A 20,585-nucleotide genomic window follows, 5' to 3' on the forward strand; every position below is an offset into this window, starting at 1 on the left:
CACTTGCATTCAATGCGTGCACATGTACTGTCGTCGCCATGACCTCTCCGCTCACCTCACCTGTCCCCGGCGTGCCCGAGGGACGCTGGACCTCCCGGTTGTGGGGCACCCTGCTGGTGCTGTGCGCCGCGATGTTCCTGGACGCACTCGATGTGTCGATGGTCGGCGTCGCCCTGCCGTCCATAGGCTCCGACCTGGGCCTCTCCACCTCGACGCTGCAATGGATCGTCAGCGGCTACATCCTCGGCTACGGCGGACTGCTGCTCCTGGGCGGCCGGACCGCCGATCTCCTGGGCCGGCGCCAGGTCTTCCTGGTCGCCCTCGGTGTCTTCGCGCTCGCCTCGCTGCTGGGCGGGCTCGTCGACTCCGGCCCGCTGCTGATCGCCAGCCGCTTCATCAAGGGCCTGAGCGCGGCGTTCACCGCGCCGGCCGGACTGTCGATCATCACGACGACGTTCCCCGAGGGACCGCTGCGCAACCGGGCCCTGTCCATCTACACCACCTGCGCCGCCACCGGCTTCTCCATGGGCCTGGTCCTCTCCGGCCTGCTCACGGAGGCCAGTTGGCGACTGACCATGCTGCTGCCCGCGCCGATCGCCCTGATCGCGCTGTTCGCGGGAATGCGGCTGCTGCCGCGCAGCGGGCGCGAACGGGACCACAACGGGTACGACGTCCCCGGTGCCGTCCTCGGCACCCTGTCGATGCTGCTGCTGGTGTTCACGGTCGTCCAGGCACCGGAGGCGGGCTGGACGTCCGCGCGCACACTGCTCTCGTTCCTCGCGGTCGCCGTCCTGCTGACGGTGTTCGTGCGGGTCGAGCGGCGCTCCGCCGGACCGCTCATCCGGCTCGGTGTGCTGCGCTCCGGCAACCAGATCCGCGCCCAGCTCGGCGCCATGGCCTTCTTCGGGTCGTACGTCGGCTTCCAGTTCCTGGCCACGCTCTACATGCAGTCGCTGCTCGGCTGGTCGGCGCTGCACACGGCGCTCGCGTTCCTGCCGGCGGGTGCGCTGGTGGCCGTGTCCTCCACCAACGTCGGCGCGATCGTGGACCGGTTCGGCACACCCCGGCTGATCGCGGCCGGCTTCGCCCTGATGGTCGCCGGGTACGCGCTGTTCCTGCGCGTCGACCTCGACCCGGTGTACGCGGTCGTCATCCTGCCGACCATGCTGCTGATCGGCGCGGCCTGCGCGCTGGTCTTCCCCTCGCTCAACATCCAGGCCACCAATGGTGTGGCGGACCATGAGCAGGGCATGGTGTCCGGTCTGCTCAACACGTCCGTGCAGGTCGGCGGCGCGATCTTCCTCGCCGTGGTGACGGCGGTGGTGACCGCAGGCGCCCCGGCCGACCCCACCCCGCAGGCCGTCCTGGACAGCTACCGCCCCGGCCTCGCGGTGGTGACGGCGATCGCCGCCGCGGGTCTCCTCATCACCCTCCCCGGCCTGCGCAGCCGCCGCGCCCGCGGATCGGTCGTCGTCGCGGGCTCCACGGTGGAGGCGGCACGACCGGACCGCGTGCCGGTCGGCGACTGAGGGATTCACCTCGAGCGTGCGCCCGGCGGGGGTGGTTGCCCCGCCGGGCGCGGGGCGGTGAGAATCACGGGATGAGCGGTCACGGGGGACGGCGAAGCCCTGCCGAGCGGGATGCGATCACCGTGGAGATCGGATACGCCCTGTTCAGCGCCGCGTTCGCGGCGGGGGTCACGTTCTGCGCGGTCGCCGGTCCGGTGCTGCTGTTCGAACTGCCCCCGTTCGTCGACCGGTTGATACTGGGCGCGGGGCTGGTGTCGGCCGCCGTGCTGTTCGTGGTCCGTGTGGTGGGCGTGCTGTGGCGCTTCCCCCGGGCGGCTCAGCCCAGCCAGCCCGGTCGCACCAGGCCCGACTCATAGGCCAGCACGACCAGTTGGGCGCGGTCCCGGACGCCCAGTTTCACCATGGTGCGGCTGACGTGGGTCTTGGCGGTCAGGGGGCTGACGACCAGGCGGCGGGCGATCTCCTCGTTGGACAGGCCGATGCCGACCAGCGCCATCACCTCCCGCTCGCGTTCCGTGAGCCGGCCCAGCTCCTCCGCCGCGGCGGGCTCCTTGGAGCGGGCGGCGAACTCGGCGATGAGCCGGCGCGTCACACCGGGCGAGAGCAGCGCGTCACCGGCCACCACCGCCCGCACGGCGCGCAGGAGTTCCTCGGGTTCGGTGTCCTTGACCAGGAAGCCGGAGGCACCCGACCGGATCGCCTCGAAGACGTACTCGTCGAGTTCGAACGTGGTCAGCATGACCACCCTGACCCGGGCGAGCGCCTCGTCCCCGGTGATACGGCGGGTGGCCGCGAGGCCGTCCAGCCGGGGCATGCGGATGTCCATCAGGACGACGTCCGGGCCCCGTTCACGGACCATCCGCACGGCCTCCTCGCCGTCGGCCGCCTCCGCGCACACCTCGATGTCCGGCTGTGCGTCGAGCAGCGCCCGGAACCCGGCCCGAACCAGGGACTGGTCGTCCGCGAGCAGTACCCGGATCACTCGCCCTCCCCACCCTCGGCCCTCGTCGCCCCCGCCGGCGCCTGCACCGGCAGGACGGCGAGCACACGGAAGCCGCCGTCGGCGCGCGGCCCCGCCTCGATCGTGCCACCCAGCGCCGCGGCACGCTCCCGCATCCCGGCGAGACCGTTGCCACTGCCGCCCGCATCCGCACCGGTCGCCGGCCCGTCGTCGTCGATCCGCAGCCGTAGCGTCCCACCGTGCCCGTCGAGCCGTACGCGCGCGTGCCGTGAACCGGAGTGGCGCACGACGTTGGTGAGGGCCTCCTGAAGGACGCGGAACGCGGCCAGATCGGTGCCGGGCGACAGCCGGGGCGGCTCCCCGGTCACCTCGACGGTGAGCCCCGCGCGTGCCGCCTGCTCGACCAGTTCGGGGAGCCGGTCCAGGCCGGGTGCCGGGGCGCGCGGCGCGTCTCCCGGCGTACGGAGGGTGTCGAGCACCTGGCGCACCTCGCCGAGCGCCTCCTTGCTGGCGGACTTGATGGTGGTGAGCGCCGTGCGCGCCTGATCCGGGTCGGCGTCGAGGAGGGCGAGACCTACGCCCGCCTGGACGTTGATGACGGAGAGGCTGTGCGCGAGGACGTCGTGCAGTTCACGGGCGATCCGCAGCCGTTCCTCGTCGGCGCGGCGCCGGGCGGCCTGGGCGCGTTCGGCCCGCTCCCGTGACCACTGCTCTCGCCGGGCCCGGGCCAGTTCCGCGACCGCCACGATGGCGACGACCCAGCCGGTGACCACGATCTCCTGCCCGAGGGACGCCGGCCGGTCCCCGGCCGGCGGCAGCCACCGGTACAGCCAGTACGCGACCAGCAGATGGACGGCGCACAGCAGCCCGAGCGCGGTCCACGCGGCCCGCCGGTGCCCGGCGACGACGGCGGAGAAGCAGGCCACGGCCACCGTGAAGAACACCGGGCCGTACGGATAGCCCGCGCCCAGATAGAGCGCGACCACCACCGCGGTGCCGAACACGACGCCCACCGGATGCCGTCGCCGCCACAGCAGGAGTGCGCAGGAGAGGAACAGGAGGACACGGGCGAAGACGTCCAGTGCGGCCCGCTCGCCCTCCTGCACATGGGCGGCGAAGGTCGAGCCCGCGAGGACGAAGGCGGTCAGCAGCAGCGTGGACCGCCACGGCCAACGACCGCCGTCGCCGTCCGCGCCCTCCCCCGCCCACCGGCGCGGCCGGAGCGGTCCGTGCCCCTGCCACCACCCCGGCCCGCCCCCGCGCTCCCGCTCTCCGTCCATGTCGGCCACGCTAGACGCCGGGAGCCGCGCCGGACGTCCGCCGGGCGAGGTGATCAGCCGTACTCCCCAGGAAGTAGGCCCGCGCCCGGCCCCCCGTGCGGGCGGTCTCGTCAGCGGGCCGCGAGTGCCGCCTCCACGTTGCCCGCCATCACGGACAGCACGCGGACCGTCTCCGTGTACTGCTCGCCGGTCAGGCCGGTGACAAGGTTGGCCCGGGTGCTCTCGACGCCTGCCCGCACCTGCGTGTGCGCCGCGCGGCCCGCGTCCGTGAGGGCGCGCCGCCCGTCGGCGTCGGCGTGGATCCAGTGCCGGGCGGTGAGCCACGCGAGCACCTCGTCCGAGGTGGGGCCGCCCTCCGTCCAGAACGGGGCGAGGGCGTCGGTGAGCCCGGCGCTGCCGAGGGGGCCGTGCAGGGCGAGGGTGTTGAGCACCTGCCAAGAGCGACGGTTCACGCCGAGGCCCGAGAGCGTGGCATCGAAGTGCTGTTCCAGAAGGTTGTCGAGGTGCTTGAGCCAGTAGCCGATGGGGCGGGCGGCGGGGACGGTCGCGGACACGGAGACCTCCGGAAGAGAGCGCACCAATTTCCATGTAACGTGACATGCAATTGTCTTTCACTATGCACAGGAGGGCTCGTGAGCGGCAAGGCGGCTGCGGGGTCGGACCGGGAGACGGCGGCGATCGAGCGGGCCGTCGTGGCGCTGCGACGGGCGCAACGGCGCCGGAACCTGGCCCGGCTCGCGGAGCGGCGCGGCGAGCGCGGCGGCGCGCACGCCGCCCTGCCCGACGGCGTCTTCGATCTGCTGGACACGGTCGAGTCCGCGACCGAGCGGGGCGAGACCCTGACGGTGACCGAGGCAGCGGCCGCGCTGGCCGTGGACCAGCCCCGCGCCAGCCGCCTAGCCGCCCAGGCACTGCTGGCCGGACTGCTGCGCCGCCAGGCCGATCAGCGCGACGGCCGCCGGTCCCTGCTGACCCTCACCCCCGACGGGCACGCCACCCTCGCCCGCATGCATGACTTCCGGCACCGGGTGGTCGCCGAGACCGTCGCCGACTGGCCGGCCGGGGACCGCGAGGCGCTGGCCCGGCTGCTGACCCGGTTCGTGCGGGACTTCACCCATCTGACCGAGCGCCCCGAAGGCGACTAGCGCAGCCCCACCCCGTACGCCAGCCGGGTCACCGCGTGCCGGAAGAACGGCTCACGCTCCTCCACCATCCGGTTGAACTGGCCGAACAGCTCGAAGCCGACCAGTCCGAACAGCTGCGCCCAGGACGCGACGAGCGCCGCGACCGCCCCCGGGGGCAGGTCGGGGGCGAAGTCGCCGGCCATGCGCACGGCCTCCGGCACGAGTTCGTCGCTGAGCAGCGGCACCTCCAGGGCCTGCGACCGGTGCGCGTCCCGGACGATGCCGATGAGCAGCAGGCCGACCCGGGACGCGGCCGGCACGGTGGTCTGCGGGGCGCTGTATCCGGGGACGGGCGTGCCGTAGATCAGCGCGTACTCGTGCGGATGCGCCTGCGCCCAGCCGCGCACCGCCTCGCACACCGCCACCCAGCGCCGCACCGGGTCCGCCCCGGCGACGGCGGCGTGCGCGGCCTCCGCGCGCTCGCCGAGGGAGTCGTACGCGTCGATGATGAGTGCGGTGAGCAGGTCGTCGCGGCTCGGGAAGTACCGGTACAGGGCGGAGGAGACCATGCCCAGCTCGCGCGCCACCGCCCGCAGCGAGAGCTTGGCGGCACCCTCGGCGGCCAGCTGTCTGCGCGCCTCCTCCTTGATGGCGGCGGTGACTTCGATCCGGGCGCGGGCGCGGGCCCCCTGGGCGGCGTTGGTGCTCATGCTCCTCAGTCTCCCACGCGGGCAGATCAGTGCACACATTCGAGAGCGACGCAAAAATTCGAGAGCACCGCTCTTGCATTGGATCGCCAATCTCCGGCACACTCGAAGCAAGCGAGAGCACCGCTCTCCCACATGACTGGGGTCACCGATGTCGTCGCAGCCGTACTACCTCAAGGGCAGCCCGATCAACGTCCGCTTCAACAGTGTCATCGGCTGGCTGGCCCGGCACGGGGTGAGCCTCATGGGCTCGGCGGAGATGTCCGTGCGGGGCCGCAAGAGCGGGCAGATGCAGCGCATTCCCGTCAACCCGCACACGTACAAAGGGGTGCAGTTCCTGGTCTCGGCGCGCGGGCACTCCCAGTGGGTGCGCAACATGCGGGTGGCCGGCGGCGGGGAGCTGCGGGTGGGGCGCAAGGTGCGCACGTTCACCGCGGTGGAGGTCCCGGACGAGGAGAAGCCCGCGATCCTGCGGACCTACCTGGAGAAGTGGGGCTGGGAGGTCAACCAGTACTTCAACGGGGTCACGGCGAAGTCCACCGACGAGGAGATCGTGGCGGCGGCCCCCGACCACCCGGTGTTCCGGATCACGGTCGAGGGCTGACCACCGCCCGGCCCCGGCTCAGGCCTCCTCGGGCTCCTCGGCCGGTGTCGCGGCCGGCTCCTGCCTGCGGTCCATCAGGGTCAGCGCGCGCTGGGCCATCGGATGCGAACGGACCAGCTCACCGAGGGTCGTACGGCCCCGGGTGATGTCGGCGAACGCCCGCCACGCCGGGCGGAAGCCGGTGAGGGCGGCGTGGAAGAGGCCGGGACGGCGCTCGAAGGCCGCCAGCATGCGCTTGCCGACCGCCATCTCGACCCCGAGGCCCGCCTTGATCGCGAACGCGTAGTTCAGGGCCTGCCGGCGGGTGTCCACCGCGTCGTGCGCCTCCGCGATGCGGACCGCCCACTCGCCCGCGAGACGGCCCGAGCGCAGCGCGAAGGAGATGCCCTCACGGGTCCACGGCTCCAGCAGGCCGGCCGCGTCCCCGCAGACCAGCACGCGCCCGCGGGAGAGCGGCGAGTCGTCGGCGCGGCAGCGCGTGAGGTGGCCGGAGGAGATGCTCGGCTCGAAGCCGGCCAGGCCCAGCCGCCCGATGAAGTCCTCGAGATACCGCTTGGTGGCGGCGCCCTCGCCGCGCGCGGAAATCACACCGACCGTCAGCGTGTCGTCCTTGGGGAACACCCAGCCGTAGCTGCCGGGCATGGGGCCCCAGTCGATGAGGACGCGGCCCCGCCAGTCCTCGGCGACCGTGTCCGGCACCGGGATCTCCGCCTCCAGACCGAGGTCCACCTGGTCGAGCTTCACCCCGACGTGCGCCCCTATGCGGCTGGCACTGCCGTCCGCACCCACCACCGCGCGCGCCAGCACGGTCTCGCCGCCCTGGAGGACGACCGCCACCGTGCGCCGGTCGGGGACCGCCGAGCCGTGCTGCTCGACGCGGGTGACCGTGACACCCGTCCGCAGTTCGGCGCCCGCCTTCTGGGCGTGCTCGACCAGCTGCTGGTCGAACTCGGGCCGGTTGATCAGCCCGAACAGCATCTGCCGAGAGCGGCGCGTCCGGGTGAAGCGCCCGTTGTTGGAGAAGGTCACCGCGTGCACCCGGTCGCGGAAGGGCAGATCGAAACCGGGGGGCAGCGCGTCCCGAGAAGGGCCGATGATGCCGCCGCCGCACGTCTTGTAGCGGGGCAGCTCCGCCTTCTCCAGCAACAGGACGCGCCGTCCCGTGACCGCCGCCGCGTAGGCGGCCGAAGCCCCCGCGGGTCCCGCGCCCACCACGACGACGTCCCACACCTGCCGCACGTCGTCCGCCGAAGAGTTCTCGCTGCTCACGATGGTCTACTGCTCCCGATCAAGCCGCCTGCCGCACCTGTCCCCCGCATCCTACGGCGGAGATCGTCACGGCCCGATGACGGTCCGCTGTGGAAAGATCGGCGAGGTGCGCGACCCCGACCCGGCGGCGCGTACGCTCGCACGGTCCCCGAACAACGGACCAGTGCCACCCCGTACAACGTCGCACCCACAAGGAGCGTGCCCATGTCGTCGAATCCGGTCGCCGAGACCGTCGCCTCGCTGCTGCCCAGGGCGAAGGCGGAGCTCGCCGAGCTGGTGGCCTTCAAGTCGGTGGCGGACTTCGACCAGTTCCCCCGCAGCGAGAGCGAGGCCGCCGCGAACTGGATCACGGCCGCGCTGGAGGCCGAGGGCTTCGAGGACGTGGCGGTGCTCGACACGCCCGACGGCACGCAGTCGGTGTACGGCCGGCTGGCGGGCCCGGAGGGCGCGCGGACCGTGCTGCTGTACGCGCACTACGACGTGCAGCCGCCGCTGGACGAGGCGGGCTGGACCACTCCGCCGTTCGAGCTGACCGAGCGCGAGGGCCGCTGGTACGGCCGCGGCACCGCCGACTGCAAGGGCGGCCTCCTCATGCATCTGCTCGCGCTGCGCGCCCTGAAGGCGAACGGCGGAGTCCCGGTGCACGTGAAGGTGATCGTGGAGGGCTCGGAGGAGCAGGGCACCGGCGGCCTCGAGCGGTACGCCGAGCAGCACCCGGACCTGCTGGCCGCCGACGCGATCGTGATCGGCGACTCCGGCAACTTCCGGGTCGGCCTGCCCACGGCCACCTCCACCCTGCGCGGCATGACGATGCTGCGCGTGAAGATCGACACACTCGAGGGCAACCTGCACTCGGGCCAGTTCGGCGGCGCGGCCCCCGACGCGCTGGGCGCCCTGATCCGCGTACTGGACTCGCTGCGGGCCGAGGACGGCTCGACGACGGTCGACGGGCTGACCGGGGACGCGCACTGGCAGGGGCTGCAGTACGAGGAGGAGCAGTTCCGCCGGGACGCCAAGGTGCTGGACGGCGTCGGGCTGATCGGCTCCGGCACGGTCGCGGACCGTGTCTGGGCCCGGCCGGCCGTCACGGTCCTCGGCATCGACTGCCCGCCGGTGGTCGGCGCCACCCCGTCCGTGCAGGCGAGCGCCCGTGCGCTGATCAGCCTGCGGGTCCCGCCGGGCGTGGACGCGGCCGAGGCGACCAAGCTGCTCCAGGCGCACCTGGAGGCGCACACGCCGTGGGGCGCGCGGGTGAGCACCGAGCAGATCGGCCAGGGCCAGCCGTTCAGCGCCGACACCACCAGCCCGGCGTACGCGGCGATGGCCGACGCGATGGCCGTCGCCTACCCGGGCCAGGAGATGCAGTACGCCGGCCAGGGCGGCTCGATCCCGCTGTGCAACACCCTCGCGGCCCTGTACCCGGCGGCGGAGATCCTCCTCATCGGGCTGAGCGAGCCGGAGGCCCAGATCCACGCGGTCAACGAGAGCGTGTCGCCGCAGGAGTTGGAGCGGCTGTCCGTCGCGGAAGCACTGTTCCTGCGGAACTACGCGGCAAGCTGAGCTGAGCAGCCCTGCCGAGCCCTGTCCGGCGTGATCGCCGGACAGGCACCGGGTCCCTCCCCCACCATGGGGGCCATGTGCTCTGCCCTGCGGCGCGCCGCCCACGCCGACCTCGCCGTCGGTCTCGCCCTCCTCAGCGACCGGGAGCTGGCGGACCTCGTGGCGTCGGGGACACCCGCCGGTGCCGGGATCGGCGGGCGGTCGACGGTGGTCGAGATCGCCGGCCGGCGGGTGTTCGTCAAGCGGGTTCCGCTCACGGACGTCGAGTTGCTGCCCGAGAACGTGCGGTCCACGGCGAATGTGTTCGGGATGCCGTCCCGCTGCCACTACGGCATCGGCGGACCCGGTTTCGGCGCCTGGCGCGAGCTCGCCGTGCACACGATGACGACGAACTGGGTGCTGTCCGACCGCTTCGCCGGGTTTCCGCTGATGCATCACTGGCGGGTGCTCCCGGACGAGGTGCGGCCCCTCCCGGACGAACTCGCCGATGTGGAAGCGGTGGTCGCCTTCTGGGGCGGCGCCCCGCCGGTGCGCGAGCGCATCGAGGGGCTGCGCACGGCGTCCGCGAGCCTGGCGCTGTTCCTGGAGTACTTTCCGCACACGCTGCACGACTGGTTCGACACCCAGGTGCGCACGGACGCGGTGGACCGGACCTGCGCGCGTGTCGACGCATGGCTGGGCACGCTGACCGCCTTCCTGCGGGAACACGGACTCCTCCACTGCGACGCCCACTTCGCGAACGTGCTGACCGACGGCGAGGACTTCTTCCTCGCCGACTACGGCCTCGCCCTCAGCCCCCGCTTCCGGCTCGCCCGGCAGGAGCGCGCCTTCCTCGACCGGCACCGCGACTACGACATGGTCTACGCCCGGGCCCACCTGGTGAACTGGCTCGTCACCGCCCTGTACGGGTACGACCGGCGGGAGCGGGAGGCGTTCGTGCGGGCCTGTGCCGTCGGGGCCCGGCCCGACGGCGTCCCGCAGGCGGCCGCCGCCGTCATCGCCCGCGACGCGCGCCTGACGGCGGTGTTCAACGGCTTCTTCGGCAGGCTGCGGCAGGAGAGCCGGCTGACCCCGTACCCGTACGAGGAGCTGCGCCTCGCCTACAGCAGCTCCACGTTCTCCGCGTAGTGGCAGGCGACCGGGTTGCCGCCGCCCCGGTCGATCAGCTGCGGCACCTCCTCGACGCAGGCCGTGCGCTCGGTGTCGGTGAGCCGGTGCGCGAACGTGGGGCAGCGGGTGCGGAAGCGGCAGCCGCTCGGCGGGCGGACGGGGCTCGGGATGTCGCCCTGGACGAGGACGCGGGTGCGGGCGCGTTCCTTGCGCGGGTCCGGGAGCGGGATGGCGGAGACCAGGGCCTGGGTGTAGGGGTGGGCGGGGGCGGTGAACAGGCGCCGGGCGGGGGCGATCTCGACCAGGCGGCCCAGGTACATCACCGCCACCCGGCCGGCCACGTGGCGCATCACCGACAGGTCGTGGGCGACGAAGAGGAACGACAGCGACAGCTCGCTCTGGAGGTCCATCAGCAGATTGAGGACGCCTGCCTGGATCGACACGTCGAGCGCCGACACGGGCTCGTCGAGCACGATCACCTTGGGGCGCAGGGCCAACGCGCGGGCGATGCCGATGCGTTGGCGCTGTCCGCCGGAGAACTCGTGGGCGTAGCGGTTGCCGTGCTCGGGGTTGAGGCCGACCAGGCGCAGCAGTTCGCGTACCTCGTCCTTCCCGCCGGGGCCGTAACGGCCGTGGATGCGCAGGGGTTCGGCGACGATCTCGTGCACGGAGACGCGCGGGTCGAGGGAGGCGTAGGGGTCCTGGAAGACGATCTGCAGCTCGCGGCGGAGCGGCCGCATGCGGCGTCGGTTCAGCGCGGTGAGTTCGGTGCCGCGGTAGCGGACCTGGCCGGAGGTGGCGGACTCCAGGCCGAGGAGGGTGCGGGCGGTGGTGGTCTTGCCCGAGCCGGACTCGCCCACCAGGCCGAGCGTCTCGTTCTCGAACAGGTCGAAGGAGACCCCGCACACGGCGTGCACGTCGCCGACGCGGCGGCGGACCACACCCTTGGACATGACCGGGAAGTGGGTGACGAGGTCGCGGACCTGGAGGACGGGTGTGCCGTGGCCGCCGTGGCCGGGCAGTGGGGGCAGGGCCGCGGCGGCGGGCGGGGTGGGGGCGCTCATACGGGGTTCTCCTCGTCGTTGCCCGACGACGGTGCGGTGTCTGCGAAGCGGGCCAGTGCCGCGGTGTCGGCGCCGGTCGCGTCGAACACCTCGGCGGCGCCGGTGCCGACGAGATCGTCGGTGAAGTGGCAGGCGCTGAGGTGGAGCGGGTGATGCCCGGCCGGGCGCAGGGCCGGCTCGGTGTGGTCGCACAGGTCGCGGCGCAGGGGGCAGCGTGGGGCGAAGGGGCAGCCGGGCGGCAGGTTCAGCAGGGAGGGCGGGGAGCCGGTGATGGGGGTGAGGCGTTCCTCCTCGCGGTCCAGGCGGGGCAGGGAGCCGAGCAGTCCGAGGGTGTAGGGCATGCGCGGGGTGTAGAAGATGTCGTCGACGGTGCCGGTCTCCACGATCCGGCCGGCGTACATGACGGCCACGCGGTCGCAGTGGCCGGCGACCACGCCGAGGTCGTGGGTGATGAGGACGAGGGCGGCGCCGGTCTCGGCGCGGACGTGTTCCAGGGCGTCGAGTATCTGGGCCTGGACGGTGACGTCGAGGGCGGTGGTGGGTTCGTCGGAGATGATGACGGCGGGGTTGTTGGCCATGGCGATGGCGATGACGACGCGTTGGCGCATCCCGCCGGAGAGTTCGTGGGGGTAGCTGTCGACGCGCCGTTCGGGGCCGGGGATGCCGACCGTGCCGAGGAGTTCCACGACGCGGGTGCGGGCCGCGCGTCTGCCGAGGCCCGGATCGTGTCTGCGGAGGGTCTCGGCGATCTGGTGGCCGACGGTGTGGACCGGGTTGAGGGAGGTCATCGGGTCCTGGAACACCATGGCGATGCCGCTGCCCCGGACCTGTGACAGACGGGCGTCGGACAGGCCGAGGAGTTCGGTGCCGTCGAACCGTACGGAGCCGTGCACCCGGGCGGAGCCGGGCAGCAGTCCCATCACCGCGAGGGCGGTGACGGACTTGCCGGAGCCGGACTCGCCGACGATGCCCAGGGATTCGCCGGGGCCGAGCCGGTAGCCGACGCCGCGGACGGCTCGTACGGGGCCGTCCTCGGTCGGGAACTCCACGTTCAGGGCTTCGACTTCGAGGATCGCGGCGGTGTCCGCGGACCCGCCCAGGGCGTCGTCGGCCCCGCTGCCGGCCGTGTTGCCGGTGCCCTTGTCGGTGCCTTTGCCGATGCCTTTGTCGGTGCCTTTGTCGGTGGCGGTCACTGTCGCACCCTTTGCTGCCGGGGGTCGAAGGCGTCACGCAGTCCGTCACCGATGAAGTTGATGGTGAGGGCGATCGCGATGATGAAGGCGCCGGGGATGTAGAAGAGCCAGGGCCGGGTGTCGACCGCCGTCTGCGCCTGGGCGACCAGCAGCCCCAGGGAGGTGTCGGGCGGTTGGACGCCGAAGCCGAGGAAGGACAGGGCGGTCTCGGTGAGGATGCCGGTGGCGACGAGGATCGTCGCGTTGACGATGATCGGGCCGAGTGTGTTGGGCAGCAGGTGCCGGAAGATGATCCGGGTGTCGGAGGCGCCCAGGGCGCGGGCCGCCTCCACGAACTCCTTCTCCCGCAGGGACAGGACGGAGGAGCGCACCACCCGGGCGACGTAGGCCCAGGTGAGTCCGGCGATCACGACCGCGATCCAGTACCAGGAGCCGCCGCTGCGCGAGGAGATCACCAGGGCGATCGCGAACAGCGGGAGTGTCAGCACCAGATCGGCGATGCGCATCATCAGCGCGTCCACGAACCCCCGGTAGAAGCCGGCGACGGCGCCCCACACGGCGCCGGCCAGGGTGGATCCGAGGGCGATCAGGAGGGCGATCTTCAGCGAGGTCTGGGTGCCGCGCATCACCTGCGCGTAGGCGTCGTACCCGGAGGAGTCGGTGCCGAAGGGGTGTTTCCAGGACGGTGGCCGGGAGTTGTCGGGGGTGAATCTGCCGTAGGAGTAGTGCCAGAAGTGGGGTCCGGCGAACGCCCACAGCACGATCAGCACGAACACGACCAGGCTGATCATGGCGGCCCGGTGGCGCAGGAAGCGGCGCAGCACGAGCTGGGTCTGGGTGCGCTGCGCCACGGTGAACTCGTGCTCGTCGGACGGTAGGTGCGTGCCGGCCGGCCCGAGTGCCCCGATGTCAGTCATAGCGGATCCTCGGGTCGAGAACGGCGTAGAGCAGGTCGGCGATCAGGTTGAACGCGATGACGACGACGGCGGACAGCAGCAACCAGGCCATGGTGCGGTAGACGTCGAGGGTGGTCGCGGCCTGGACGAGCATCTCGCCCATGCCGTGCCACTGGAAGATCGTCTCCGTGATGACCGCGCCGCCCAGGATGATCGCGATGTCGAGGGCGGTGACGGTGGCGAGCGGGATGAGCGCGGTGCGCAGGGCGTGCCGGGTGAGCACCGTGCCGCGGCGCAGTCCCTTGGCGCGGGCGAGGCGTACGTAGTCGCTGTCCAGGACTTCGAGCAGGGAGGCGCGGGTGTAGCGGGTCCAGGAGGCGAAGGAGACCAGGGCCAGGGTGATGGTGGGCAGGACGAGATGGCCGACGCGGTCGACGAACGCGTTCCACGGGGTGTCGACGACGAGGTACGGGGATTTCTCGCCGATGGTGCCGAGGAACTGGCTGCCGGTCTCCTGGTTGAACCAGATCCCGGCCTGTTTGAGCAGCACCGCGAACCAGAACACCGGCATGGCGAGGAACAGGAAGCCGAAGAAGGTGATGGTGTAGTCGGCGGCACTGTACTGGCGGATCGCGCTGAACACCCCGCACACCACGGACATCACCAGGGCCAGCAGCATCGCGGTGGCGACCAGGGTGACCGTCACCCTGAAGCGGGTGAACAGGTCGTGCCCGATGTCGAGGTTGGGCTGTACGGACGGCCCCCAGTCGCCGTGCAGGACGCCGGTGATCCAGTTCCAGTAGCGGACCACGGCCGGTTCGTCGGCGTGGATGTGCCGGGCGAAGGCGGTCACGGCGGCCTTGCTGGGGGGCGGCTGCCGCGAGGTGGCGAAGTTGGCCACCGGGTCACCGGAGTTGACGACGACCAGGAACACGATGAACGTCGAGGCGATCAGGACGGGGATCGAGACGAGGATGCGGCGCACGGTGTAGGCGAGCATGCGGACTTCTCTCGCGAAGGCGGAGGCCCGGCCCCGGGGGTGCCGGGGCCGGGCCGGTGGGACTCCGGCGGGCTCCGGCGGGGCTACTTCCTCAGGCCCCACGCGCCGACGTTGTACGGCGGTCCGACGTTGGTGGCGTTGTTGCGCATGTCGGCGAACCGCGTCTGCACCGCGAGGAAGGTCGGCTTCTGGTACAGGGGCAGGACGTACGCGGCGTTCACCATGATCCGGTCGGCCTGATTGAGCAGGTCGTCGGCCTTGGTCTGGTCCGTCTCGCCGATGGCCGTGCTGATCAGGGAGTCGACCTGCTTGTTGCTGTAGCCGCCGTAGTTGCCGCCGGCGCCGGTCGTCCACAGCTGCTGGGCGCCGCTGACGGGGAACGGTGAGGCGACCCAGGCGAAGACGATGATGTCGTACTGGTGGCCGGCCAGGACCGTGCCGAGGTCGGCGGCGCCGATCGGCTTGATCGTGATTTTGATGCCCAGTTGGGCGAGGTCGCTCTGGAGGATCTGGCACTCGCTCTGCCGGATCTGGTTACCGGTGGTGTAGCGGCAGTCGAAGGGCCCGACCGTCTTGCCGTCCGGGGTCTTGAGCGCGGTGCCGACTCCGGTGAACTTGGCGTCGGTCAGGTACTTCTCGGCCTTGGCGAGGTCACCCGACCCCTGGCCGCTCGCGCTGACCACGTCCTGGTAACCGGTCTGTCCGGGAACGAAGTTGTGGTTGTAGAGCTGCTTCACCGAGGGGTCGAACTGGGCGACCGTCTTGGCCATGATGTCCTTGACGCTGATGGCCGTGAACATCGCCTGCCGCAGGGCGAGATACTTGCCGATCACGGGATCGTGCAGGTTGAGGTCGAAGTGTTCCCAGGTCAGTCCGTCACCGATGGTGTAGGTGACGTGGGGGATGGCCTTCACCTGGTTGACGAGGTCGACCTCGGGTTGCGGGTAGATGCCCTGGACCTCGTTGTTGCGCAGCGCGATCGGTTCCTGGGTGGCGTCCGAGATCACTTTGAAGATCAGCCGCTGCAACGGCGCCTTCCGGCCCCACCACTTGGGGTCGGGCTGGTAGGTGGCGTGGTCGTTGTCCGCCCACTGCGTCATCCGGTAGGGCCCGGCGGTGGCGTACTTGGTGGGCGGGTTCTTCTGGAAGTACTGCCAGCCCTCGGTCATCTGAGTGGCCGTCATGTGCGCGGCGTCCCCGGCCTTGGCACCGGACACCTTCTCGGCGACGTGCGCGGGGTAGAGCGGATACCCGGCTCCGAACAGCGACTTCCAGTCCGCGTAGGGCTTGGACATCACCATGGTGACCGTCTTGCCGTGGTCGGAGCCGGTGACGGACTTGATCCGGTCGTAGCCGGCGGTGGACTGCGGCAGACAGCCCTTGGTCTGGGTGGAGTCGGAGGCGGGGGGCGGCGGGCAGTCCCTGCCGTCGTTGGTGCGCCAGTAGTAGACGAAGTCGTCGGCGGTGATCGGCGTTCCGTCGTTCCAGGACGCCTTGGGGTTGATCTTGTAGACGATGGTCTGGGGGCCGGCGCTCGTCTGGGTCGCCGAGGTCACGAGGTCCGTGTCGAGAGCGACGGTGAAGTCCGGCTGCGGAACGTAGACCGAGGGCAGGACGACTTCCAACGCCTCGGCGTTCTCGAAGGTGTTGCCGTTGGTGTCCTGCACGTTCCACTGCTGGATGTTCTTCTCGAGGACATAGGTGAACGTGCCGCCGGTCCTGGTGGCGGCGGAGTTACAGGTGTTGGCCTTGCCCTGGGTGGAGCAGGAGGTGAGGCCGGCGGAGGCGGTGGTGCCGGTGCCGCCGCCTCCCCCGCCGCCGCTGCTGCAGGCGGTGAGCGCCAGGGCGAGCCCGGCGGCCAGTGCCAGTCCCCTCGTGAGGGCCGATGATTGCGCGCGCATGTCCCTCCTTCGGCCGGTGGATGTCCGGCCCTTACACAGCGGCCGTCGGCCGCGAGGAAGTCGAGCTGCGCAAAGACGGTAGAACTGCCGTGCACCACCTTCACATTCCCGTGCATACCGGGACGGCGACGATTCCCCCTCGCTTTCCCCTCGGTTCTTTCCGGGCCGCGCAAAACGCTCTGATAGCCACTCAGAAAGCGCAAAATCCCCGCCAACATGGCGGGGATTCGGCAAAGGGTCAGCCGACCGGGACGCCGGCCTCCAGGTACAGGGCGGCGCCGCGCTCCCGTGCCCTCAGCGCCCAGCGCAGCCGCTCGTATCGGACCGGCGGCAGGAGATCGGCCGCCTCCGCCTCGGTGACGAACCGCCAGCCGCGCAGTTCGGGACCGGGCAGCAGCAGGCCCTCGACGGCCGCCGTGTCGAGGCGGCCCCCGTCGAAGAGGAGGCGCAGTCCGCCGTAAGCGGGGGGTGCGGGCCGTTCCCAGTCGACGACGAGCAGCCGGGGTACGTCGTCCAGGTGGACGCCGGTCTCCTCCTCGACCTCGCGCATCCCGGCGCGGGCGGGTGCCTCGCCGGGTTCCACGACCCCGCCGGGGAACTCCCAGCCGGGTTTGTAGGTCGGGTCGACGAGCAGCACCCGGTCGTGCTCGTCGAAGAGCAGGACCCCGGAGGCGAGGGTCTCACCGGTGGGTTCGGGGGTCTGGACGATGTCGCAGGCGGGCACGGCGCCGGTGCCGACCGCGTCGGCTATGCGGACGGCGGTCTCGTACGGGCTGAGGTGGCTGGTGTCGACGAGGTGGGCGTCGGCCGTGAGCCAGGAGGCGAGGGCGGCGCGGTAGGGCTCGATGTGGTCGTCGGACCACTGGCGGACGCGGATCCCGCCGTCGGGGAGGTCGGGCGGGACCTCGCGACCCGCCATACGCCCGCGCAGGATCGTTTCCGCCGGAGCGAGGAGGACGTGGTGGACCGGTATCCGGCGGGCGGCGAGGGCGCCGAAGATCTCGTCGCGGTACTCCTGGCGCAGCAGGGTCATGGGGACGACGAGGGTGCCGCCGACCTCGGCGAGGAGTGCGGCCGCGGTGTCGATCACGAGTCGGCGCCAGATCGGCAGGTCCTGCTGGTCCCCGACCTCCGCGAGGCGCTTGGGCGGCAAGAGGTGCGGGAGCGCTCCGCCGATCACCTCGGGGTCGAAGAGCGTGCTGTTCGGGATCAGGTCGATCAGTTCCCGTGCGGTCGTGGTCTTGCCCGCACCGAACGCGCCGTTGATCCAAACGACGGTCACATTTCCCCCTCTTCTGGTGGCCCCCTGTGGCTTGCCCGCTCCACCCTGCCATGGAAACCACCTCCGCGAAGAGGGCGCACGAAGGCCGTGGCGCCGGTGCTCCCGTGCGGGGGCGCCGGCGCCACGGCCCGATGCGTGCGGCGTGCCGCGCCTGGCGTCAGTCGCTCTGGCCCAGGGCGTTGTCGTCGATCGCCAGGCTCTCGCTGGCGATGGTGTGGTCGAGGCTGCCGACGGTGTCACGGACGTTCAGGTCGTCGAGGTCGTCGGCGCCCAGGCCGTGGGAGGGAGTGATGGCCGCGACGACGAACCCGGTGGCGAGGGAGGCGATGGCGAGCATGCTGCGCTTCTTCATGCCCACTCCAACGGCATGACACGCCAGAGGTCACGCCCCGCCCACTCCCCCCTCTCGGCCGGGGGCCCGGCCGAGAGGCTCGGTGCACGGAGCCGACGAGAACGCCAGCCTCATCGGCCCCGCTGACCCCGCTGACCCCGCTGGCCCCGCTGGCCCCGCTGGCCCCATGGGACCTCACCGGGTCCTGGCGAACCCACCGGACTCGCCGGACCCGCAGAATCCCGTCGGCTCCCGTCAGCCCCTCCCGTTCCCATCAGCCCCTCTCGGCCCATCGGCTCCATCGACCCCAGCGGCCCCGCCTGAACCACCTGAACGTTCCTGCGGAGCTGGAGCCACGGGAGAGCAGCACCCTCAGGATCCGGCGCCCCACTCGAGGCCCAGCCCCGCTCTCGGAACCGAGCGCCGACCTCGCGGCAGAGCGGCGCGCTCAGGACAGAGCGCCGCCCTCACCGGAGAGCATGGCGCCGGAGGCCGACCAGTGCCCTCCGGACAGCGCATCGCTCGCGGTCCGTGCGCCGGGCGTGGCTCACACCCGTACCGCCCCCGCCTTCGCCAGTGCCGCCGCGGCCGCTCCGACCAGTCCGGCGTCCGTTCCCATCTGGGCCGGAACCACCTTCAGGCGCTGGACGAAGGAGAGCGTGGCGTAGTCGGCGAGGGACCGGCGCAGCGGGGTGAAGAGGATGTCGCCGGCCTTGCCCACTCCCCCGCCGATCACCGCGATGTCGATCTCGACGAGGGTCGCGGTGGCGGCGATGCCTGCGGCGAGGGCCTGGGCGGCGCGGTCGAAGGAGGCGACGGCCACCGGGTCGCCGGCCCGGGCGGCGGCGGCCACGGCGGCCGCGGAGGTGTCGCCGTCGGGGCCGGGCCGCCAGCCGTTCTCCAGGGCGCGCCGGGCGATGTGCGGGCCGCTGGCGATGCGCTCCACGCAGCCGCGCGCCCCGCACGGGCAGGGATCGCCGTCGAGGTCGACGCTGATGTGACCGATGTGGCCGGCGTTGCCGGTGGGGCCCGGGTGCAGGCGCCCGCCGAGGACGAGGCCTCCGCCCACCCCGGTGGAGACCACCATGCACAGGGCGTTGTCGTGGCCGCGGGCGGCGCCCTGCCAGTGCTCGGCGGCCGTGATGGCCACGCCGTCGCCGATCAGTTCGACGGGCAGGTTGCCGGTGGCGGCGCGGACGCGGTCGACGAGCGGGTAGTCGCGCCAGCCGGGCACGTTGACCGGGCTGACCGTGCCGGCGGAGGCGTCCACCGGGCCGGCGCTGCCGATGCCGACGGCGTACACGCGCGGCCACAGCGGCGAGGCGGTCAGCTCCTTCAGCACCTCCTCGACGGCCGCCATGACGGTGTCGCCGTCCTCCTGCGCGGGTGTGGGCCGCTGGGAGCGGACCAGGATCGTGCCGTCGCCGTCCACCAGGGCTCCGGCGATCTTGGTGCCGCCCATGTCGAGCGCGGCCACGAGGTCGGTCTGCATCAAAGTCTCGGTTCTCCCCGTCAACCTTGGAAAAGGGGCCGGCCGGCCTGTGGTGGGGGACGTGGGCCGGAGTTTGTCGCTGGACAGTCTCTCTCGCATCTGACAACGTTGTCCAGGCTCTATGCTCGACGCCACATCCTCATACAAACCCAGGGACCCCTCCACCCCTTCGGCACCATCTCCCGGTCGCCGCCGTGGCCGCCGTCCCGTGGACGACTGGAACAGGACCCCGCATCGTGCCCGAGACGCCGCGCCGCCCCGACAGCCGTTACGGCAACCGTCCCACCATGAAGGACGTCGCGGCACGCGCCGGGGTCGGTCTGAAGACGGTCTCCCGGGTGGTGAACGGTGAGCCGGGGGTCACCCCCGAGACCGAGCGCCGCGTCCAGGAGGCCATCGACGCACTGGGGTTCCGCCGCAACGACAGCGCGCGGGTGCTGCGCAAGGGGCGTACCGCGAGCATCGGTCTGGTCCTGGAGGATCTCGCGGACCCGTTCTACGGCCCGCTCAGCCGGGCGGTGGAGGAGGTGGCCCGGGCCCACGGGGCGCTGCTGATCAACGGTTCCAGCGCCGAGGACCCGGACCGCGAGCAGGAGCTGGCGCTGGCGCTGTGCGCCCGGCGGGTGGACGGTCTCGTGGTGATCCCGGCCGGTGACGACCACCGATATCTGGAGCCGGAGGTCAAGGCGGGCGTGGCGACGGTGTTCGTGGACCGGCCCGCGGGGCAGATCGACGCCGACTGCGTGCTGTCGGACAACTTCGGCGGGGCCCGCGAGGGCGTGGCCCATCTCATCGCGCACGGGCACCGGCGGATCGGTTTCGTCGGTGACATGCCGCGTATCCACACCGCCGCGGAGCGGCTGCGCGGCTACCGGACGGCGATGGAGGACGCGGGGATAGAGGTCGCGGACGGCTGGGTCTCGCTGGGTACCACCGATCCGGACCGGGTGCGCCGGGCGGCCGAGGAGATGCTGTCCGGTCCGGAGCCGGTCACGGCGGTGTTCTCGGGCAACAACCGGGTGACGGTCACCGTGATCCGGGTCCTCGCGGAGCGGGCCCGCCGGGTGGCGCTGGTGGCCTTCGACGATCTGGAGCTGGCCGATCTGCTGGATCCGGGGGTGACCGTCGTCGCGCAGGACGCGGCGGCGCTGGGCCGGACCGCCGCGGAGCGGCTGTTCCGGCAGCTGGAGGGCACGCTCGTCGTGCCGGAGCGCATCGAACTGCCGACCCGGCTGATCAGGCGCGGTTCGGGCGAGCTGCCGCCCGCGGACTGAGGCAGACT

20 protein-coding genes are annotated in these 20,585 nt (G+C 71.9%); 7 read left to right on the forward strand and 13 right to left on the reverse strand.

What is annotated here, in order from left to right; all coding sequences use genetic code 11:
- The first annotated feature begins 38 nt into the window (after positions 1-38).
- Both ABZ490_RS03375 and ABZ490_RS03380 read left to right on the forward strand, forming a co-directional pair.
- Positions 39-1,529 (forward strand): MFS transporter, encoded by a 1,491-nt coding sequence (locus ABZ490_RS03375; RefSeq protein ID WP_358983479.1) that lies wholly within the window; start codon positions 39-41, stop codon positions 1,527-1,529.
- Between the two features lie 71 nt (positions 1,530-1,600).
- Entirely contained in the window at positions 1,601-1,885 is a 285-nt protein-coding gene (locus tag ABZ490_RS03380; RefSeq protein ID WP_358983481.1) for a DUF6332 family protein, read from the forward strand.
- Here ABZ490_RS03380 and ABZ490_RS03385 read toward each other — a convergent pair.
- The 3 genes from ABZ490_RS03385 to ABZ490_RS03395 all read right to left on the reverse strand — a co-directional run bounded on the left by ABZ490_RS03385 (position 1,846) and on the right by ABZ490_RS03395 (position 4,324).
- Positions 1,846-2,511 carry a response regulator transcription factor gene (locus tag ABZ490_RS03385; RefSeq protein WP_358983483.1) on the reverse strand — a complete coding sequence of 222 codons (666 nt, stop codon included), beginning with the start codon at positions 2,509-2,511 and terminating at the stop codon, positions 1,846-1,848. The two genes, ABZ490_RS03380 and ABZ490_RS03385, sit on opposite strands and share 40 nt — an antisense overlap.
- Complete coding sequence (locus ABZ490_RS03390; protein WP_358983485.1) at positions 2,508-3,770, reverse strand: sensor histidine kinase; 1,263 nt, start codon at positions 3,768-3,770, stop codon at positions 2,508-2,510. The genes ABZ490_RS03385 and ABZ490_RS03390 overlap by 4 nt, the downstream gene beginning before the upstream one ends.
- Positions 3,771-3,880: 110 nt before the next feature.
- A complete protein-coding gene (locus ABZ490_RS03395; protein WP_358983487.1) occupies positions 3,881-4,324 on the reverse strand; it encodes a MarR family transcriptional regulator in 444 nt (147 codons plus the stop codon).
- Between the two features lie 78 nt (positions 4,325-4,402).
- Between ABZ490_RS03395 and ABZ490_RS03400 the strand changes: the two genes are divergently transcribed.
- A complete protein-coding gene (locus ABZ490_RS03400) occupies positions 4,403-4,915 on the forward strand; it encodes a MarR family winged helix-turn-helix transcriptional regulator (protein ID WP_358983489.1) in 513 nt (170 codons plus the stop codon).
- Here the strand turns inward: ABZ490_RS03400 and ABZ490_RS03405 are convergent.
- The gene (locus ABZ490_RS03405) at positions 4,912-5,604 is read right to left on the reverse strand and encodes a TetR/AcrR family transcriptional regulator (protein WP_358983491.1); all 693 of its coding nucleotides are present in this window, start codon (positions 5,602-5,604) and stop codon (positions 4,912-4,914) included. The genes ABZ490_RS03400 and ABZ490_RS03405 overlap by 4 nt on opposite strands.
- A gap of 148 nt (positions 5,605-5,752) precedes the next feature.
- On the opposite strand from ABZ490_RS03405, the gene ABZ490_RS03410 reads away from it, so the two are divergent.
- A complete protein-coding gene (locus ABZ490_RS03410) occupies positions 5,753-6,205 on the forward strand; it encodes a nitroreductase/quinone reductase family protein (RefSeq protein WP_358983493.1) in 453 nt (150 codons plus the stop codon).
- Between the two features lie 18 nt (positions 6,206-6,223).
- Here the strand turns inward: ABZ490_RS03410 and ABZ490_RS03415 are convergent, their stop codons facing one another.
- Complete coding sequence (locus tag ABZ490_RS03415) at positions 6,224-7,474, reverse strand: geranylgeranyl reductase family protein (protein ID WP_340384220.1); 1,251 nt, start codon at positions 7,472-7,474, stop codon at positions 6,224-6,226.
- Between the two features lie 204 nt (positions 7,475-7,678).
- On the opposite strand from ABZ490_RS03415, the gene ABZ490_RS03420 reads away from it, so the two are divergent.
- Both ABZ490_RS03420 and ABZ490_RS03425 read left to right on the forward strand, forming a co-directional pair.
- Positions 7,679-9,034 (forward strand): dipeptidase, encoded by a 1,356-nt coding sequence (locus ABZ490_RS03420; protein ID WP_358983496.1) that lies wholly within the window; start codon positions 7,679-7,681, stop codon positions 9,032-9,034.
- Positions 9,035-9,109: 75 nt separating this feature from the next.
- The gene (locus ABZ490_RS03425) at positions 9,110-10,162 is read left to right on the forward strand and encodes a protein kinase family protein (protein ID WP_358983498.1); all 1,053 of its coding nucleotides are present in this window, start codon (positions 9,110-9,112) and stop codon (positions 10,160-10,162) included.
- Here the strand turns inward: ABZ490_RS03425 and ABZ490_RS03430 are convergent.
- The 8 genes from ABZ490_RS03430 to ABZ490_RS03465 form a co-directional block, all read right to left on the reverse strand.
- On the reverse strand, positions 10,135-11,208 hold the full coding sequence (locus ABZ490_RS03430) for an oligopeptide/dipeptide ABC transporter ATP-binding protein (RefSeq protein ID WP_358983501.1): 1,074 nt from the start codon (positions 11,206-11,208) through the stop codon (positions 10,135-10,137). The two genes, ABZ490_RS03425 and ABZ490_RS03430, sit on opposite strands and share 28 nt — an antisense overlap.
- On the reverse strand, positions 11,205-12,401 hold the full coding sequence (locus ABZ490_RS03435) for an ABC transporter ATP-binding protein (RefSeq protein ID WP_358983503.1): 1,197 nt from the start codon (positions 12,399-12,401) through the stop codon (positions 11,205-11,207). Before ABZ490_RS03435 ends, ABZ490_RS03430 begins: the two co-directional genes overlap by 4 nt.
- Positions 12,398-13,318, reverse strand: a complete 921-nt coding sequence (locus tag ABZ490_RS03440) for an ABC transporter permease (RefSeq protein WP_358983505.1) — start codon at positions 13,316-13,318, stop codon at positions 12,398-12,400. The genes ABZ490_RS03435 and ABZ490_RS03440 overlap by 4 nt, the downstream gene beginning before the upstream one ends.
- A complete protein-coding gene (locus ABZ490_RS03445; protein WP_358983507.1) occupies positions 13,311-14,297 on the reverse strand; it encodes an ABC transporter permease in 987 nt (328 codons plus the stop codon). The genes ABZ490_RS03440 and ABZ490_RS03445 overlap by 8 nt, the downstream gene beginning before the upstream one ends.
- Before the next feature lie 83 nt (positions 14,298-14,380).
- The gene (locus tag ABZ490_RS03450; RefSeq protein ID WP_358983509.1) at positions 14,381-16,198 is read right to left on the reverse strand and encodes an ABC transporter family substrate-binding protein; all 1,818 of its coding nucleotides are present in this window, start codon (positions 16,196-16,198) and stop codon (positions 14,381-14,383) included.
- Positions 16,199-16,436: 238 nt separating this feature from the next.
- Entirely contained in the window at positions 16,437-17,480 is a 1,044-nt protein-coding gene (locus ABZ490_RS03455) for an NUDIX domain-containing protein (RefSeq protein ID WP_358983511.1), read from the reverse strand.
- A 157-nt stretch (positions 17,481-17,637) separates the two neighbouring features.
- Entirely contained in the window at positions 17,638-17,832 is a 195-nt protein-coding gene (locus ABZ490_RS03460; RefSeq protein ID WP_358983513.1) for a hypothetical protein, read from the reverse strand.
- Positions 17,833-18,358: 526 nt separating this feature from the next.
- The gene (locus ABZ490_RS03465) at positions 18,359-19,303 is read right to left on the reverse strand and encodes an ROK family protein (protein WP_358983515.1); all 945 of its coding nucleotides are present in this window, start codon (positions 19,301-19,303) and stop codon (positions 18,359-18,361) included.
- Positions 19,304-19,539: 236 nt separating this feature from the next.
- On the opposite strand from ABZ490_RS03465, the gene ABZ490_RS03470 reads away from it, so the two are divergent.
- Complete coding sequence (locus ABZ490_RS03470; RefSeq protein WP_358983517.1) at positions 19,540-20,577, forward strand: LacI family DNA-binding transcriptional regulator; 1,038 nt, start codon at positions 19,540-19,542, stop codon at positions 20,575-20,577.
- Positions 20,578-20,585 lie beyond the last annotated feature (8 nt).

The sequence above is a fragment of the Streptomyces sp. NPDC005811 genome, from assembly GCF_040630405.1.
Taxonomy (GTDB): domain Bacteria; phylum Actinomycetota; class Actinomycetes; order Streptomycetales; family Streptomycetaceae; genus Streptomyces.

What these genes read in the sequence shown, in the direction of transcription:
- ABZ490_RS03375 (WP_358983479.1), top strand. Translation starts at nt 39, where the DNA reads ATGACCTCTCCGCTCACCTCACCTGTCCCCGGCGTGCCCGAGGGACGC.
- ABZ490_RS03380 (WP_358983481.1), top strand. Translation starts at nt 1,601, where the DNA reads ATGAGCGGTCACGGGGGACGGCGAAGCCCTGCCGAGCGGGATGCGATC.
- ABZ490_RS03390 (WP_358983485.1), bottom strand. Translation starts at nt 3,770, where the DNA reads ATGGACGGAGAGCGGGAGCGCGGGGGCGGGCCGGGGTGGTGGCAGGGG.
- ABZ490_RS03405 (WP_358983491.1), bottom strand. Translation starts at nt 5,604, where the DNA reads ATGAGCACCAACGCCGCCCAGGGGGCCCGCGCCCGCGCCCGGATCGAA.
- ABZ490_RS03410 (WP_358983493.1), top strand. Translation starts at nt 5,753, where the DNA reads ATGTCGTCGCAGCCGTACTACCTCAAGGGCAGCCCGATCAACGTCCGC.
- ABZ490_RS03420 (WP_358983496.1), top strand. Translation starts at nt 7,679, where the DNA reads ATGTCGTCGAATCCGGTCGCCGAGACCGTCGCCTCGCTGCTGCCCAGG.
- ABZ490_RS03425 (WP_358983498.1), top strand. Translation starts at nt 9,110, where the DNA reads ATGTGCTCTGCCCTGCGGCGCGCCGCCCACGCCGACCTCGCCGTCGGT.
- ABZ490_RS03430 (WP_358983501.1), bottom strand. Translation starts at nt 11,208, where the DNA reads ATGAGCGCCCCCACCCCGCCCGCCGCCGCGGCCCTGCCCCCACTGCCC.
- ABZ490_RS03440 (WP_358983505.1), bottom strand. Translation starts at nt 13,318, where the DNA reads ATGACTGACATCGGGGCACTCGGGCCGGCCGGCACGCACCTACCGTCC.
- ABZ490_RS03445 (WP_358983507.1), bottom strand. Translation starts at nt 14,297, where the DNA reads ATGCTCGCCTACACCGTGCGCCGCATCCTCGTCTCGATCCCCGTCCTG.
- ABZ490_RS03450 (WP_358983509.1), bottom strand. Translation starts at nt 16,198, where the DNA reads ATGCGCGCGCAATCATCGGCCCTCACGAGGGGACTGGCACTGGCCGCC.
- ABZ490_RS03460 (WP_358983513.1), bottom strand. Translation starts at nt 17,832, where the DNA reads ATGAAGAAGCGCAGCATGCTCGCCATCGCCTCCCTCGCCACCGGGTTC.
- ABZ490_RS03465 (WP_358983515.1), bottom strand. Translation starts at nt 19,303, where the DNA reads ATGCAGACCGACCTCGTGGCCGCGCTCGACATGGGCGGCACCAAGATC.